We start from the raw sequence: 13,433 nt of genomic DNA on the forward strand, positions 1-13,433 counted from the left end.
CGATGACCAAACTGCTACAAGTGAAGGGGCTGCATACCTATTACGGTGAAAGCCACATCCTGCACGGTGTGAATTTCGACATTCAGCCCGGCCAGGCGGTCAGCCTGATGGGCCGCAACGGCATGGGCAAGACCACTACGCTGAAATCCATTCTCGGTCTGGTACCGCCACGCAGCGGCGATGTGATCTTCCAGGGCGAGGAGCTCAGTGAGCTGCCCACCTGGCAGCGCATGCGCAAGGATATCGCCTATGTACCCGAAGGACGCGGCATGTTCCACAACCTGACGGTGAAGGAGCATCTGGAGATGGCCGCCCGCGCCAACCGGAACGGCGAACGGAACTGGACCTACCAGCGGGTGCTGGAGACCTTCCCCCGCCTGCAGCAGCGGCTGAGCAACCTGGGCACCCAACTGTCCGGTGGCGAACAACAGATGCTGGCGATCGGCCGGGCGCTGGTCACCAACCCTGAGCTGCTGATTCTGGACGAGGCCACCGAAGGCCTGGCGCCGCTGATCCGCAAGGAGATCTGGCAGGTGATCCGCACCATCAAGGAGAGCGGCATCTCGACTCTGATCGTCGACAAGAACATCCAGGTGCTGAAGGAGCTGTGCGACCAGCATATCGTGCTGGTCAAGGGCCAGGTGGTGTTCAGCGCCGGCTCCGAACAGCTGATGCACAACCTGACAGAGGTCGAGTCCTATCTGGGTGTCTGAGCCCGGACTGCCGGGCTCGCCCGGTCGCGGACATCGACGCGCCAGTTGGGGGTTCTGCCAGCATATTGGTAGAATCCCCGATTCCGATGTTGGTTAAATGGATACCCTCAGATGCCCGCCGAGACAGACAAGATCACCGATGGTCAGCGCCAGGGAATCGGCTCCCTGGAGATCGGCCTGCGCATTCTGGATACCCTGGCCGAGTCGCCCAAGGCGCTGACCCTGAAGAACCTGTCCGAGCAGCTGGAACTGTCGTCCAGTCGGCTGCACAAGTACATGGTCAGCCTGATGCGTATGGGCTATATCGCCCAGGACAACGGCTACGGCTATACCCTCGGCAAGTCCAGCCTGACCCTCGGCGTCGCCGCCCTGAGCCGCATCGATCCCATCCAATCCGCTTTCGACGCCGCCGACCAGCTGAACCGCGACAGCGACAAGACCCTGTCGGTCACCGTCTGGAACGGTCATGCCCCGCTGGTGATCAAATGGCTGGACGCCAGCCTGCCGGTGGCGGTCAATGTCCGGCTGGGCATGGAGCTGTCGCCGTTCTATTCGGTTTCCGGCCGCATCTTCCTGGCCCACCTGCCCGAGGCGCGGCTCAACCAGATACTGGATGCGTTCTATAGCAACCCGCCAGCGCTGCCCCGCCACCAGGGCCAGACGCTTGACCGCAACGCCTTCGAGGCTCACCTGCGACAGGTGCGCGAGGAGAACCTCTGTTGCTTCTACGGCGATTTCCTTCCAGATATCAATGTGGTGGGCAGTGCGATCCTCGATATCAACGGCAACATTTCGTCGGTGATCAGCCTGATGGGCCTCAGCGGGGATATCGATGTGCGGCCGGGCAGCCGCTACAGCGAGATGGTGAAAAGCTGCGCCCGCCGCGTCACAGAAGCGATCTGCGGCCGCAGTCAGCGCCCGGAGCCCGGCTGAGCGGGCTTCGGCCGTCGAATCTCAGCGGCGCTGACGCAGGGTTTCGGAGGGCAGTTCGCCGAACATCTTGCGGTAGTCCGACGAGAAGCGCCCCAGGTGGGAAAAACCGTAGTCCAACGCGACTTCGGTTACGTTGCGGATAGCCGCATTGTTCTGCAACTCCTCCCTCAGGCTCCGGAGCTTGGACTGTTTGATGAACAGCTTGGGGGTGACATTGAAGTATTTGGCAAACAGGTTGTAGACCGTCCGCACACTGACGTTGGCCACCTGGGCCAGCTCCTCGACAGCAAGGTCGTCTCGGATGTGGGCTTCGATGTAGGCCATCAACTGTGAAAAACTGCGGTCATTGATCTGCATGTCAGGACCGGAGCCGGCATTGCTGTCGAACTGCTGCAACAGCTTGCGGATCAGGATATCGCGATAGGGTAGCTGCAGATGGCTCAGGTCCAGCTCGGTTTCGTTCGCCTCCAGCAGCAACGCATCGAGCAGGCGCATGAAGCCCAGCGACTGCTCGAGCTCAATCACTTTTCGCTCGAACCGAACTCCCGACGCGGGCACCCGGCCGGACTGCGCCAGGCACACCTCCTTGACCAGCTCTTCGGGCACCTTGACGATCACCTTCTCGCAATCGGCGGAATAGGCCAGATCCATCTGCTCGCCCGGATTCATCATCAGGGCCTGGCCACGGGTCAACTTGAGGTTCTCGTCGCGGAACAACCAGCGACACTCCCCCTGGGTCACTACCTGGAAATGATAGATACCCTGAAGCTCGGGGCAGCAGACCCGGACGTTATCACCATAACTGATGGAGGAGAGCCCGACCCCGGCAAAATCGCGATAGCGCAGCCGGGAGGCCGGTCGCCGGTCGCAATTCGAATCATTGAGCTCCAGCTTATGGTGGCCCACATGCTGGTTAACGTATCTGGACACTTCAAGCGGATGTGCCTGATCAAAGATCATGGCATTGCTGAGCACATTGGAGAACATCTGCCTCACTCTGCTTTTGTAATTATTATTAATCGGTTCATTATAGGTAAACCAAGAGTGGATGCAACGCTTACTTTTTGATCAGTTCTCCCCGACGCTTCAGGCGACCTTGTCCATCACGAACTCGATAAAGGCCCGGGTCTTCACCGGCAGGCTCTGCCGGTGCGGATACAGCATGTGCATGGTGCGGCCCTGCATCGACCACTCCGGCAGCAGCTGGATCAGTTCGCCACGCGCCAGCTCCTCCGTCACCACGTAGCGCGGCATGCAGCAGGCACCCAGGCCACGCTTGACCGCATCCACGGCGAAGCGGATCTCATCGGTACGCAGATGGGCGTGAGGCGTGAAGGTGACACCATGGCCATCGCCATCCTGGAAGCGCCAGAAGGCCGACCGCTTGAGCACCACCAGCGGCAACTCGGCCAGCTGTTCCGGCTGCGTCGGTTCCGGATAACGGTCGAGCAGTTCCGGCGTTGCCACCACCACCATCTCGGTCTCCATCAGCGGACGCGATACCCAGTCGTTGAGGGTGACCTTACCCAGCCGAAAGGCGATATCGATACTGTTCTTGACCAGGTCGACATTCTGGTTGCTAAGGAACATCTCCACCGTGATCCGGGGGTTGATCTCCATGAACTCGAACACCCAGTCCTTGACGTAGTGGTGGCCCAGCGTCAGCGGCGCGGTGATCTTAATATCGCCGGACAGCGACGACAGCTCGCTATTCACATCCTCGGAGCGCATCTCCAGCTCGGACATCACCGGCTCCAGGCTGTGATAAAAACGCTGCCCGGACTCGGTCAGGCCGAACTTCTTCGAGCTGCGGTGTACCAGCTTGTAGCCCAGCTGCTGTTCGAACGCCTGCAGGCGACGGGACAGGGTCGAGGTCGGGATATCCAGATAACGGGCAGCCGCCACCAGACTGCCCTTTTCGACCACTTTGATGAAGTAGTACAGATCCTGATAGTTCATAGTCTTATTCCCAAAAATGAAATCACAGCTTCCCGCGCATCCGCTAGATAAATATCCCTACCGACCTATATTGGTCAACAGCCAATGCGGATAATTTCGCAGCCATTAAGGGATCGTCCGCTGACATAGCGCTCCTTCACGGGTACGCCGTCAGGATATTCATAATGCCAAAAATAGAATCAACACCCCGGCTGAGGATAGGGTCACCGTGCTGAAGGTCGCCATCTCCTAGCGCCCGTATTACCCGCTGATTTGCCTTCTGGCTGCTCCCCCGCCGCGCGCATGGCAAACGCTGAGCCCAACCTACCCATTCAGGAAGCCTTATGACTTTGAAACTTTCCGTCGTCGACCAGTCCCCCGTGCAGGGCCTGCCCAGTGATCTTTCTCCAGTTGCCCTGACGGTCGATCTGGCCCGCGCCTGTGACCGCCTCGGCTATCACCGCTACTGGCTTGCCGAGCACCACAACAGCGTCAACTTCGCCGGCCCCTGCCCGGAGATTCTGATCAGCCATATCGCCAGCGTGACCGACCGTATCCGCGTCGGCAGCGGCGGTGTGATGCTGACCCACTACAGCCCTTACAAGGTGGCCGAACAGTTCAGCATGTTGGAAACCCTCTACCCGGGCCGTATCGACCTGGGTATCGGCCGCGCCCCCGGTGGCGACGGCCTGGCCAGCCATGCCCTCGCCTACCCGGCCCAGCCGGGCCTGGAAAACTATGCCGAACAGGCTTGGCTAGTGCAGCACCTGCTGCACCGAACCCTGCCGGAAGGCCATTCATACCAGCCCCTGCAGCTGATGCCAGGCCAACCCGCCACTCCGGAAACCTGGATGCTGGGTTCCAGCGGCGGTAGCGCCGGCCTGGCCGGGCAGGTCGGCATGAAAATGGCGCTGGCCCTGTTCATCAGTCCGGACTCGGCACCGCCCAGCGTGATCACCGAATACAAGCAGGCCTGGTACGAGGCCGGCCATGAGGGTGAGCCCGAAGCCAGCATCGCCGTTGCCGCCCTCTGCGCCGACAGTCGTGAGGAGGCTGAATACCTGGCCGCTCCGGCGGTGTACTGGAAAGTGAAAGCGTTCCGCCAAGGCGTCCGCGAAGTGCTGAAAAGCCCCGCCGAAGCAGTGCACCTGAAAAAGCAGCTGAGCCTGTCCGACCAGGCCTTCTTCGATGCGGTGTTGAACTCGATGATTTTGGGGACGCCGGAGGCATGTGCCGATCAGATCTGCCGCGTGGCGGACCGCTATCAGTCAGAGGAAGTGGGGATTGTCACGGTGACTCACGACTACCGCCATCGTCTGAGCAGTTATCAACGCCTGGCGGAAACGTTGATCGGCTAGTATTGATAACAGTTGTGCTTATCGGGATTCAGCGCTTGCAGTACTCTATTCAAATGAAGGCCCAAGTGCTGAGCCAACCCAAGACCTTCCCAAGACATCCAAAGCATAGAGGCACAGGCTAAACCCGCACTCTACCTTCAGCTGCTTACAGCATCCTATCTTTTTATCACCCCCGACCTGCGTGGCCCATCCAGCGCGGCCCAACGTCTATTTCGACAGTGCAAAAGTCATAACCTAGAACCCACAGCAAGCATTCGCAGAAACAAAAAGGGCCACCCCAAACCGACGAAGGGGCAGTCGGTTTGGGGTGGCCCGATTTGGGTTGGCTTGAGTAGATCAAGTCAACACGGTCAGGAAGCGATCGTTCAGGGCGCGATCATGGTAGAAGATCGCCTTGCCCAGCTGGTCGGTAGTCCAGGTCACCGGTTCATGGTCCGGGTAGTGGTAGTCACCGCCGCAGAACACTTCGCTGCGGTTGCCGGACGGGTCGAAGAAGTAGATGGTCTTGCCGTGGGTCAGGCCATGACGGGTCGGGCCGATATCCAGCGAGGTGTCGGTCATCGAGATCAGGTCCGCGGCGCGCAGCACGTCTTCCCAGGTTTCCAGCAAGAAAGAGGCGTGATGCAGCTTGCCCGGCTCCGGACATTCGATGAAGGCCACGTCGTGGGCTTTCTGGCTGACGGTCAGGAACAGTGCCGGCCGCTTGCCCTCGTCATCGATCACCTGTTCGGCGATGTCGAAGCCCAATACGTCCTGGAACAGTTTTGCCGTGCCTTCGATGTTCGGACCATACAGCAGACAGTGGTCGAAACGGGTGGCGCGCATGCCGGTCAGGTCACGCGGCCAGGCTTCCGGGTTGACCTGCTCCACGCCCCACTTGCCGGTCTGCTCCTTCTCGGCATAGATCTCGAACATGTGACCGGTCGGCGAATCGAAGCGCACCCGGCGGCCGCAGCCCTTCAGCTCGCCGGCGGGAATCTGTTCGACATCCTGGCCATAATCCTTCAGCGCCTGCTCGAGCTGCGCCAGCACCTCGCTGTTCAACACCTTGTAACCGACGAAATCCATGCCCGGCTGGTCCGCTTCGCGCAGCACCACCGAGAACTTGTCGACCTCGGTCCAGCCCTTCAGGTAGACACGGCCCTGATCGTCGCGATCGACCTCGATCAGCCCCAGCAGGTCACGGTAGTGACCCAGAGCCTCTTCCATATCCAGTACGCGCAACTGAATGTGTCCCGGACGCATTACACCTTTTTTCATGCTAATTACCTTTTATTGTTCTGTTGGTCTGGCTGATCCGCCGCATGGCAACTGACGGCTATCTCGGGCGGATCCGGTTTGATCAGCAAATCACCGCGGGCATACACCCGACAGGCCAGTACCGTGCCACCGGCCTCCTGTTCGGGAGAGACCCAGGCGCGGCTCATCCGTTTACTGAAGTAGTCACCCTGCAAGATGCGGATGCGGCATTTTCCGCAGCCGCCACCGCGGCAGCCCACCGGAATCAACTGCTGACCGGCGCGTTCCATCGCCACCAGCACGCTGATCTCCGGTTCCGCCTTGAAGCAGGTGTCACTGTCAGCCAGCGCCACCTGATGCGGTGTCTGCATCCCCGGCTGCGGATGCCGGTTGTTATGGTTATCCATCGGTTCAGACCTCACTCTTCGCCCTGACGGGCACCAGAAGCTCATCTGATCATCGGCTGTTCAAAACATCTGAACCAGCGGCTGCGATGGAAACATGCAATCCCGAATGCGGGTGTTTCCATCGCCGCCACCTGGTCAGATCCGCTTGAACAAGGCCGAGCGGGCCTGCTCATCAGCGCCATCGGCGGCGGTGAAGAAGCGTTCCATATGGATATCGCGCTCAAACAGGCGACCCTGCATCAGCGCCGTGATAGCGGCATCGATCATCGGCGGTGGACCACATAGGTAGGCCTTGTGGCCGTTGAACTTGCCGTCGAAATAGTCGATGGCGGCCTCGTGGACGAAACCGGTGAAGCCCTCCCAGTCATCCCCCACTTCCGGAGCGTTGAGCGCCGGGATGTAGTGGAAGTTGTCGTGTTGCTCAGCCAGCTGGAGATAGAGCTCGCGGTTGTACAACTCACTGACGTTGCGGGCGCCCTGGAACAGGTAGATCTGGCGCGGGTCGTTCTCCTCCAACAGTTCCAGCACCATCGACTGCGGGCTGGACACACCGGAACCACCGCCGATAAAGATCACATCCTGGCTGTCGGACTTGCGGGTGAAGAACTGGCCATAGGGGCCCGAGATATCGAGCGTATCGCCTACCTGCAACTGATCGTGCAGGTAACCGGTACCGGCACCGTTCGGCACCCGGCGCACATGCAGCTCGACGGTTCGGCTGTCGGACGGCTTGTTGGCGATGGAGAAGGCACGGCTGCCCTCCACCCCGGGGATGTGCAGGTTGACGTACTGACCGGCCTGGAACTCAATTGCGCCGTCCAGTTCGAACCAGATCCCCTTGATGGTCGGCGACAGGTCCCTGATCTCGGTGACGGTGCCGACAAAGTCGCGCACCGGGTAGCCGGCGAAATCCGGATCCACATCGATATCGGCTTCGAGCGTCAGGTCGGACTCCGGCTTGGCGCAGCAGGCCAGTACCACGCCCTCTTCGCGCTCGCTGTCCATCAGCGCAAACGGCGAGGCGTCACCCAGATCGACATCGCCATCGGTAACCGTGCATTTGCAGGTGCCGCAGGTCCCGTGGCCACAAGCGAACGGCAGCCACACACCCTGACGCAGCGCGGCATCGAGGATGGTCTGATCGTCATCGACCTGAATTACGTCGCCGGTCGGTTCAATGGTTACTTCATACGTCATAGCTATTACCTCCGGTTAGATACCGGCATTGCGGAAGCCCTTGAGCTCTGGCGTGACAAAGCGGAACAGGGACTTGTGGTCGGCACCCAGCTCGGCCAGGGTCTGGTCCGGCTGCGGATTGATCGGTTGGTTGTCCAGCTGCCACTGGGCGGTTTGCCAGTTGATCTGGCTGAACTCCGGATGCTGGCTGAACGCTTCCGGCAGCACGTTGGCGAGCACATCGCCGAAACGCATATCCGGCGACAGCGGGAAAGCCTTGGCAGCACAGAACATCAGGTGACGGTCCCAGCCGAAATAGACGACGATATTGCCGCCAAAGTTGGCCTTGGCATCCAGTACCTGGCCCTGATAGTTATCGGTAATCGCGTGTACAGGCATGTCGTGTACCTTCTTTACAGGGGCCGCCGACGGCGTCGGGCGCCGGCAGCCTAATTAACGTGCCGCGTGCCGATCAGGCGACGCCCTTCCACTTTTTCCAGCGCAGCTCGTCCGGCGAGCCTTTCATATCCATGTTGTCGGCGCCGACATTCATGCGGTAGTAATCGCGCAGGATGTCCTCGACCCCCGGGCCACCACAGTTGCCCTGGAAGATCTGGTGCACCGGCAGCCAGGACTGAACGAACTTCTCCGGCTCCTCCTCGAAGATGTCCTTACAGCCGTCGGAGCAGAAGTGGTAGCGCTCGCCGTTGTGGACGCAGTCGCGATAGGCGATCTGGGTCGGATCGTCCATTTCGGTGAACAGCATCGGGATCTGGCAGGTCTGGCACAGCTGCGGCAGGCCGGATGTGTAGAAGCGCTCACCCTTGGCTTCCATCTCCTTGGCCAGTTCCCAGCGCGGCCGGTAGTACTTGTCGAAGGTGTCCGGGTACTTGGCGGACAGCCAGTCCAGCTCTTCGTCGGTCGGAATCCAGGTGTGGAAACCGGCGGCATGACCGTGGGTGTAGAAGGTCCACCAGGCCTGATGGGAGATATGCTCTTTCTCCTTCTCGATCACGTCGGCGTACTTCGGCATGCGGATGCCATAGCGGGCCAGGTCCTTGAACAGCGCGCCGCCGGCCTCCTCGAAGTAGACCTCCCAGGCCTCCTTCCAGGACATCACCTTGTTCGGCAGCATGTAGTCCATCATCATCGAAACGATGGTCAGCAGGCGGGAGCCACGCCAGAACCACTTGTCGATCCACTTCTGCACGACCGGAACGTTGTCCTCGTGCTGCTCCAGCAGGAACTTGATGATCTCCAGCCCCAGGGTCATATGACGTGCTTCGTCGGACTGGGCCGAGAAACCAAAGGTCACAGTCGCCATATCGCCGTTGTGGGCGGCACCCGACATGAACGGCACGAACAGCAGGTTGGTCAGCACGTACTCGAACGAGAAGCCGATGGCGATCATGAACTCGAACGGACCGGCACTACGGGCATCATTGAAAAACGACTTCGGTACTGACAGGTACCACACGCGATCATGCATGTGGCTGTATTCCTGTAGCCCGTCGAAGAACTTGTTGTAATGGCTCATCGCGTGGATCTGGGTCTGCACGTGGCGCAGCTCATCCAGCGATTGCATCTGGCAGGCCACCCGGGCGCCGACGCCGCCGAACTGACGACCGACATGGGCAAAGCCCTGGTAGGCCTGGTACTCCAGCGGCGATACGCCGGTCAGGAACAGTTTCACCGCATTGACGTAGCGCGGATCGGACACATTCAGGTGACCATCGTTCTGGGCGAAGGCATCGAAGATGGCGTACAGCTTCTTCTCTTTCTCAGCCTGGTATTTCCAGTAGGCATCCATGGTCAGGCGGAACGGATCTTCCCACTTCGACCAGTCGGTAATCTTGATCCCTTCGAACTCCTCAAACGGGAACGCCTTGTTGCGATCCTCGTAGGAGAATTCCCAATCGAGATCACGCGTCAACAGGCGATATTTCTCTTTAATATTCAGTTTTTTAGCTGCCATGATCGGTCACCTTGTTATTATTCGTTCCAGTGCAGGGAAAGCGCGTCGTCGTCCTCTTCGACGTTACCGCCCAGGGTGATCAGGTTGACGTGCAGTTCCTGCACGTCCCAGTCGCGGCCCATCTTCTCTTCGACGGTCTCGCGACGAACCACCAGTCGGCCTTCCCGCTCGACACGTACCATTGCCGGCATGTGGATCACGGTGGAATCAGGGTTGTCCTCTTCGATCGCCTCGACGATGAAACGGGATTCCTCGTTATCCTGCAGTGCGATGTAAACCTTTGACATTTCCAATTCCCCTTACTTGAACAAACCGGCCTTGCTCAGGCGCTTATCCAGTGCTTCACGCGCCACCTGCAGCGCGCCCTCTTCCACCGCTTCATGGGCCACCAGAGACAGAGCCTCTTCGGCCTGGCCGCGCCAGTGGCTGATCCACTGTTCCAGCTGCAGCCGGTTCTCGTCGGACTCGGCGGCGGCGGTCTTCAGCACCGCGTCGACCCAGCGAGACGCGTCTTTGAACCAGACCTGCATGAACTCGGTCAGCATGCCCAGGTCCTGACCATCCTGCTGCGCCAGCTTGGCGTCGAACTGTTCGTAGATCAGGTTGTAGATCAGCGAATCCAGCACCACATCCTGGGCGATAAAGACCTCGAACCAGTCTTCGGTCACCAAGGTCTTCTCCAGGTAGCGGCGCACGCCCTGCCACAACGGATCGCTCATCCAGTAGGAGCGGGCCTCGCTCAGCGCATCGCCGGTATTGCCATCAAGTAACAGCCCGATACGGGAGACGTACTGGGCGATACCCAGGCGATCCATGCCGTCGAACAGCAGCGCCTGGGTGATGGCGGTACCGTTGCCGTAGGCGGAGCCGTACATGTTGTTGAGGTTGGCGGCATGCTCGACATGGCGTAGCGGCAGCAGGCAGCGGATCACCTTCTGTTTGGCCTCTTCCGGCATCCGCTCGGCCAGACCGCGCTTTTCGAAGAAGGCGTAGTTGTTCTCCGCCACTTCCTGCATCTTGGCGCGGGCTTGCACATAGGCGCCGTAGTAAAACTGGCGCGGATCGCGGAAGGCATACCAGTCGGCCATCTTGATCGCGGTGCGACGGGTATCGGTCAGCTCCAGCTCCGGCTGCCACAGCGGGCGATAGTGAAAATTCACTTCGGACTGGACGTCATAGGTCGCTTCCTGGTAGCGCGTTGCCGGCTTGTCGCCGAAGCGGCGTTCGATATGCGCAAAGGTATTGCGTACCGGTTCCAGCGTTGCCGTTTTGATTTCAATGGTCATCGGACTTTTCCCAGCTCGTCAGTTTGTTTTTATGATTCCGGACGTTCATGGTTGCGGGCCATCAGCGTGTCCTCGCCGTAGCGCCACTTCTCCATCTCCGCATCCACCGCCGCCATCTGCTGGTCCGTCATGTGAACCACCTCGTTACGACGACAGAAATGCTCGAAGGCACCCTGCGGCATCACCAGTTCGACAAACAGGCTCGGGTCACCAATGGCGAAGTCGAATTCAACGAAACGTGCCTCCGGCTCGCTGCGTACACGCACATATTTGACCAGCCGCTGAAAGTCCGGCCTGGTCGGTATATCGGTTCGCGTTTCTAGGTGAACGGTTGCCATACTGCCCCCTGTGATTTTTTGTTTTCGTCACTCCCACTTCAGCAACCGGCGTGCCAGCACCGGCACAGGAGGCCCAAAAAAAGACAACGAAACCATGCAACATATTGTTTTAATTCGATTTATTTTTTAGAAAAAAGATAAAAAATGCGCTCACCAAGACACTTCATGGGAAATTAGCGCTTGACGAATAGAGGGGGAGGGGTGATGAAATGATTAAAGCAAACAACAAAAATTAATGATTTGATGATGCCGTGCATAACCCTGTTCCACCCTGCCAAAACAGTTATGCGACGCCATCAATGCCACCCAATAAAATAATAAGGGGCTGACAAAATGAGTGAGGTAAAGGCGCTCCAGCTGCCCGAAATGGGCGATCTGGTCTCGCAGATTCAATTCGACACCGACCACGGCAAGATCTGGATGAACGAGCAGCGGATGCTGCTGATACACTCGGCTGTGATGGGGTCGTTGCGTAAAGAGCTGATCGACACCCTGGGCAAGGAGCGCGCAAAAGGCTTTTTAATGCGATTTGGTTACCAATCTGGGCTAAAAGACGCCGAAACAGCCTGTAAAGTGCGTCCAAACCTCTCCCAGGACGAGGCCTTCCTGGCCGGTCCGCAACTGCACGCACTGAAGGGGATGGTGAAGGTCGAACCGGTCACGCTGGAGTTCGATCTGGAACAGGGCAAGTTTGCCGCGGAGTTCAATTGGCGCGACTCCTACGAGGTCGAAATCCATATCCCGGAATATGGTCTGTCGGACGAGCCAATCTGCTGGGAGCTGATTGGTTATGCCAGCGGTTACACCACCTATTACATGGGCAAGAAGATGATCTTTCGCGAAACACAATGTGCGGGAATGGGTCACGATCATTGCCACATCGTCGGCAAACCTGCAGAAGAGTGGCCTGATCGCGAAGAGCTGGAACGCTATCTCCTGCCCGATCCGATCATCGAACAGCTGTTCGCTCTGCAGGCTGAGGTTTCAACCCTGAAGGAGAGTTTCCGCTCGCCCGAGGAGGAGGAGGACCTGCTGTTCAATTCGGTCGGCCAATCCGGCGCCTTCAAGAACGTCTGCCAACTGATCCGCAAGGCCAGCAAGAGTAAGGTGACCGTACTGCTGCAGGGTGAGACCGGCGTCGGCAAGGAGATTGTCGCCCGCGGACTGCACCAGTCCAGCGACCGCGCCGACAAACCGTTCGTGGCGGTCAACTGCGCCTGCATTCCGCCGGACCTGATCGAAGCGGAACTGTTCGGCGTCGAGAAAGGTGCTTATACCGGTGCCAGCCAGGACCGGGTCGGCAAGTTCGAGCGGGCCCACGGCGGCACCATCTTCCTCGACGAGGTGATCGAACTCTCGCCGCGCGCCCAGGCCACCCTGCTGCGGGTGCTGCAGGAGGGCGAGCTGGAGCGGGTCGGCGACACCCGCACCCGGCGGATCGACGTGCGGGTGGTGGCCGCCGCCAACGAAGACCTGGAACAGGCAGTCAACGAAGGGCGCTTCCGCGCCGACCTGTTCTACCGGCTCAACGTCTATCCGGTTCATATCCCGCCGCTGCGCCAGCGTATCGAGGACATTCCGCTGCTGATCGAGCATTTCCTGCAGAAATACCACGCCCTTTACAACAAGCGCACCACCGGGGTGACCGACAAAGCGATGCAGGCGTTAATGAACTATAAGTGGCCGGGCAATATCCGCGAACTCGAGAACATGATCGAGCGCGGCGTGATCCTGGCCGACAACAACCAGGCGATCGAACTGCACAGCCTGTTCCCGTCGTTGGCCGAGCCGAGCCACCCGCTCAACGTCATCAACCGTTCCGGCATGCTGACCGAAAGCCAGGACGATATCCCCCCGGCAGACAAGACAATGCTGCTGGACGACATGCTGAACGAGGAGTTCAGCATCGAACAGCTGGAAAACGACCTGATCCGCAAGGCGATGGACAAGGCCGATGGCAACGTCTCCCAGGCCGCCCGACTGCTCGGTCTGACCCGCCCGGCGCTGGCCTACCGGTTGAAGAAGCTGGACGAAGCCGGCTGATGCAAAACCACTGGCCGGGGTCTCTGC

14 protein-coding genes are annotated in these 13,433 nt (G+C 59.4%); 4 read left to right on the forward strand and 10 right to left on the reverse strand.

The genetic code is table 11. The annotated features are described in order from the left end of the window. Window positions 1-2 precede the first annotated feature (2 nt). Both K6T12_RS08890 and K6T12_RS08895 read left to right on the forward strand, forming a co-directional pair. Window positions 3-713: an ABC transporter ATP-binding protein gene (locus K6T12_RS08890; protein ID WP_222221563.1), complete on the forward strand. Its 711-nt coding sequence runs from the start codon at window positions 3-5 to the stop codon at window positions 711-713. Window positions 714-824: 111 nt separating this feature from the next. Further along, a complete protein-coding gene (locus tag K6T12_RS08895; protein ID WP_222221564.1) occupies window positions 825-1,646 on the forward strand; it encodes an IclR family transcriptional regulator in 822 nt (273 codons plus the stop codon). Window positions 1,647-1,667: 21 nt separating this feature from the next. On the opposite strand, the gene K6T12_RS08900 is transcribed toward K6T12_RS08895, so the two are convergent. Continuing rightward, window positions 1,668-2,633, reverse strand: coding sequence for an AraC family transcriptional regulator (locus tag K6T12_RS08900; RefSeq protein ID WP_222221566.1), 966 nt, complete (start codon window positions 2,631-2,633; stop codon window positions 1,668-1,670). Window positions 2,634-2,732: 99 nt separating this feature from the next. Next, window positions 2,733-3,605 (reverse strand): LysR family transcriptional regulator, encoded by an 873-nt coding sequence (locus tag K6T12_RS08905; protein ID WP_222221568.1) that lies wholly within the window; start codon window positions 3,603-3,605, stop codon window positions 2,733-2,735. A 323-nt stretch (window positions 3,606-3,928) separates the two neighbouring features. Here K6T12_RS08905 and K6T12_RS08910 point away from each other — a divergent pair, with 323 nt between their 5' ends. Beyond that, window positions 3,929-4,942, forward strand: a complete 1,014-nt coding sequence (locus tag K6T12_RS08910; protein ID WP_222221570.1) for an LLM class flavin-dependent oxidoreductase — start codon at window positions 3,929-3,931, stop codon at window positions 4,940-4,942. A gap of 336 nt (window positions 4,943-5,278) precedes the next feature. On the opposite strand, the gene K6T12_RS08915 is transcribed toward K6T12_RS08910, so the two are convergent. From K6T12_RS08915 to K6T12_RS08950, 8 genes are all read right to left on the reverse strand, one after another. Beyond that, the gene (locus K6T12_RS08915; RefSeq protein WP_222221572.1) at window positions 5,279-6,202 is read right to left on the reverse strand and encodes a catechol 2,3-dioxygenase; all 924 of its coding nucleotides are present in this window, start codon (window positions 6,200-6,202) and stop codon (window positions 5,279-5,281) included. Between the two features lie 5 nt (window positions 6,203-6,207). Continuing rightward, the gene (locus K6T12_RS08920; RefSeq protein ID WP_222221574.1) at window positions 6,208-6,588 is read right to left on the reverse strand and encodes a 2Fe-2S iron-sulfur cluster-binding protein; all 381 of its coding nucleotides are present in this window, start codon (window positions 6,586-6,588) and stop codon (window positions 6,208-6,210) included. 135 nt (window positions 6,589-6,723) lie between these two features. Next, on the reverse strand, window positions 6,724-7,785 hold the full coding sequence (locus tag K6T12_RS08925; RefSeq protein ID WP_222221576.1) for an NADH:ubiquinone reductase (Na(+)-transporting) subunit F: 1,062 nt from the start codon (window positions 7,783-7,785) through the stop codon (window positions 6,724-6,726). 15 nt (window positions 7,786-7,800) lie between these two features. Next, window positions 7,801-8,163 (reverse strand): phenol hydroxylase subunit P4, encoded by a 363-nt coding sequence (locus tag K6T12_RS08930; RefSeq protein WP_222221578.1) that lies wholly within the window; start codon window positions 8,161-8,163, stop codon window positions 7,801-7,803. A gap of 73 nt (window positions 8,164-8,236) precedes the next feature. Continuing rightward, the gene (locus K6T12_RS08935; protein WP_222221580.1) at window positions 8,237-9,739 is read right to left on the reverse strand and encodes an aromatic/alkene/methane monooxygenase hydroxylase/oxygenase subunit alpha; all 1,503 of its coding nucleotides are present in this window, start codon (window positions 9,737-9,739) and stop codon (window positions 8,237-8,239) included. A 17-nt stretch (window positions 9,740-9,756) separates the two neighbouring features. Continuing rightward, window positions 9,757-10,026 (reverse strand): MmoB/DmpM family protein, encoded by a 270-nt coding sequence (locus K6T12_RS08940; protein ID WP_222221582.1) that lies wholly within the window; start codon window positions 10,024-10,026, stop codon window positions 9,757-9,759. A 12-nt stretch (window positions 10,027-10,038) separates the two neighbouring features. Continuing rightward, entirely contained in the window at window positions 10,039-11,025 is a 987-nt protein-coding gene (locus tag K6T12_RS08945) for an aromatic/alkene monooxygenase hydroxylase subunit beta (protein ID WP_222221584.1), read from the reverse strand. 29 nt (window positions 11,026-11,054) lie between these two features. Next, complete coding sequence (locus K6T12_RS08950; protein ID WP_222221586.1) at window positions 11,055-11,363, reverse strand: phenol hydroxylase subunit; 309 nt, start codon at window positions 11,361-11,363, stop codon at window positions 11,055-11,057. Between the two features lie 333 nt (window positions 11,364-11,696). Between K6T12_RS08950 and K6T12_RS08955 the strand changes: the two genes are divergently transcribed. Further along, a complete protein-coding gene (locus K6T12_RS08955) occupies window positions 11,697-13,406 on the forward strand; it encodes a sigma-54-dependent Fis family transcriptional regulator (RefSeq protein WP_222221588.1) in 1,710 nt (569 codons plus the stop codon). Window positions 13,407-13,433 lie beyond the last annotated feature (27 nt).

The sequence above is a fragment of the Marinobacterium arenosum genome, assembly GCF_019795155.1.
GTDB lineage: Bacteria > Pseudomonadota > Gammaproteobacteria > Pseudomonadales > Balneatricaceae > Marinobacterium_C > Marinobacterium_C arenosum.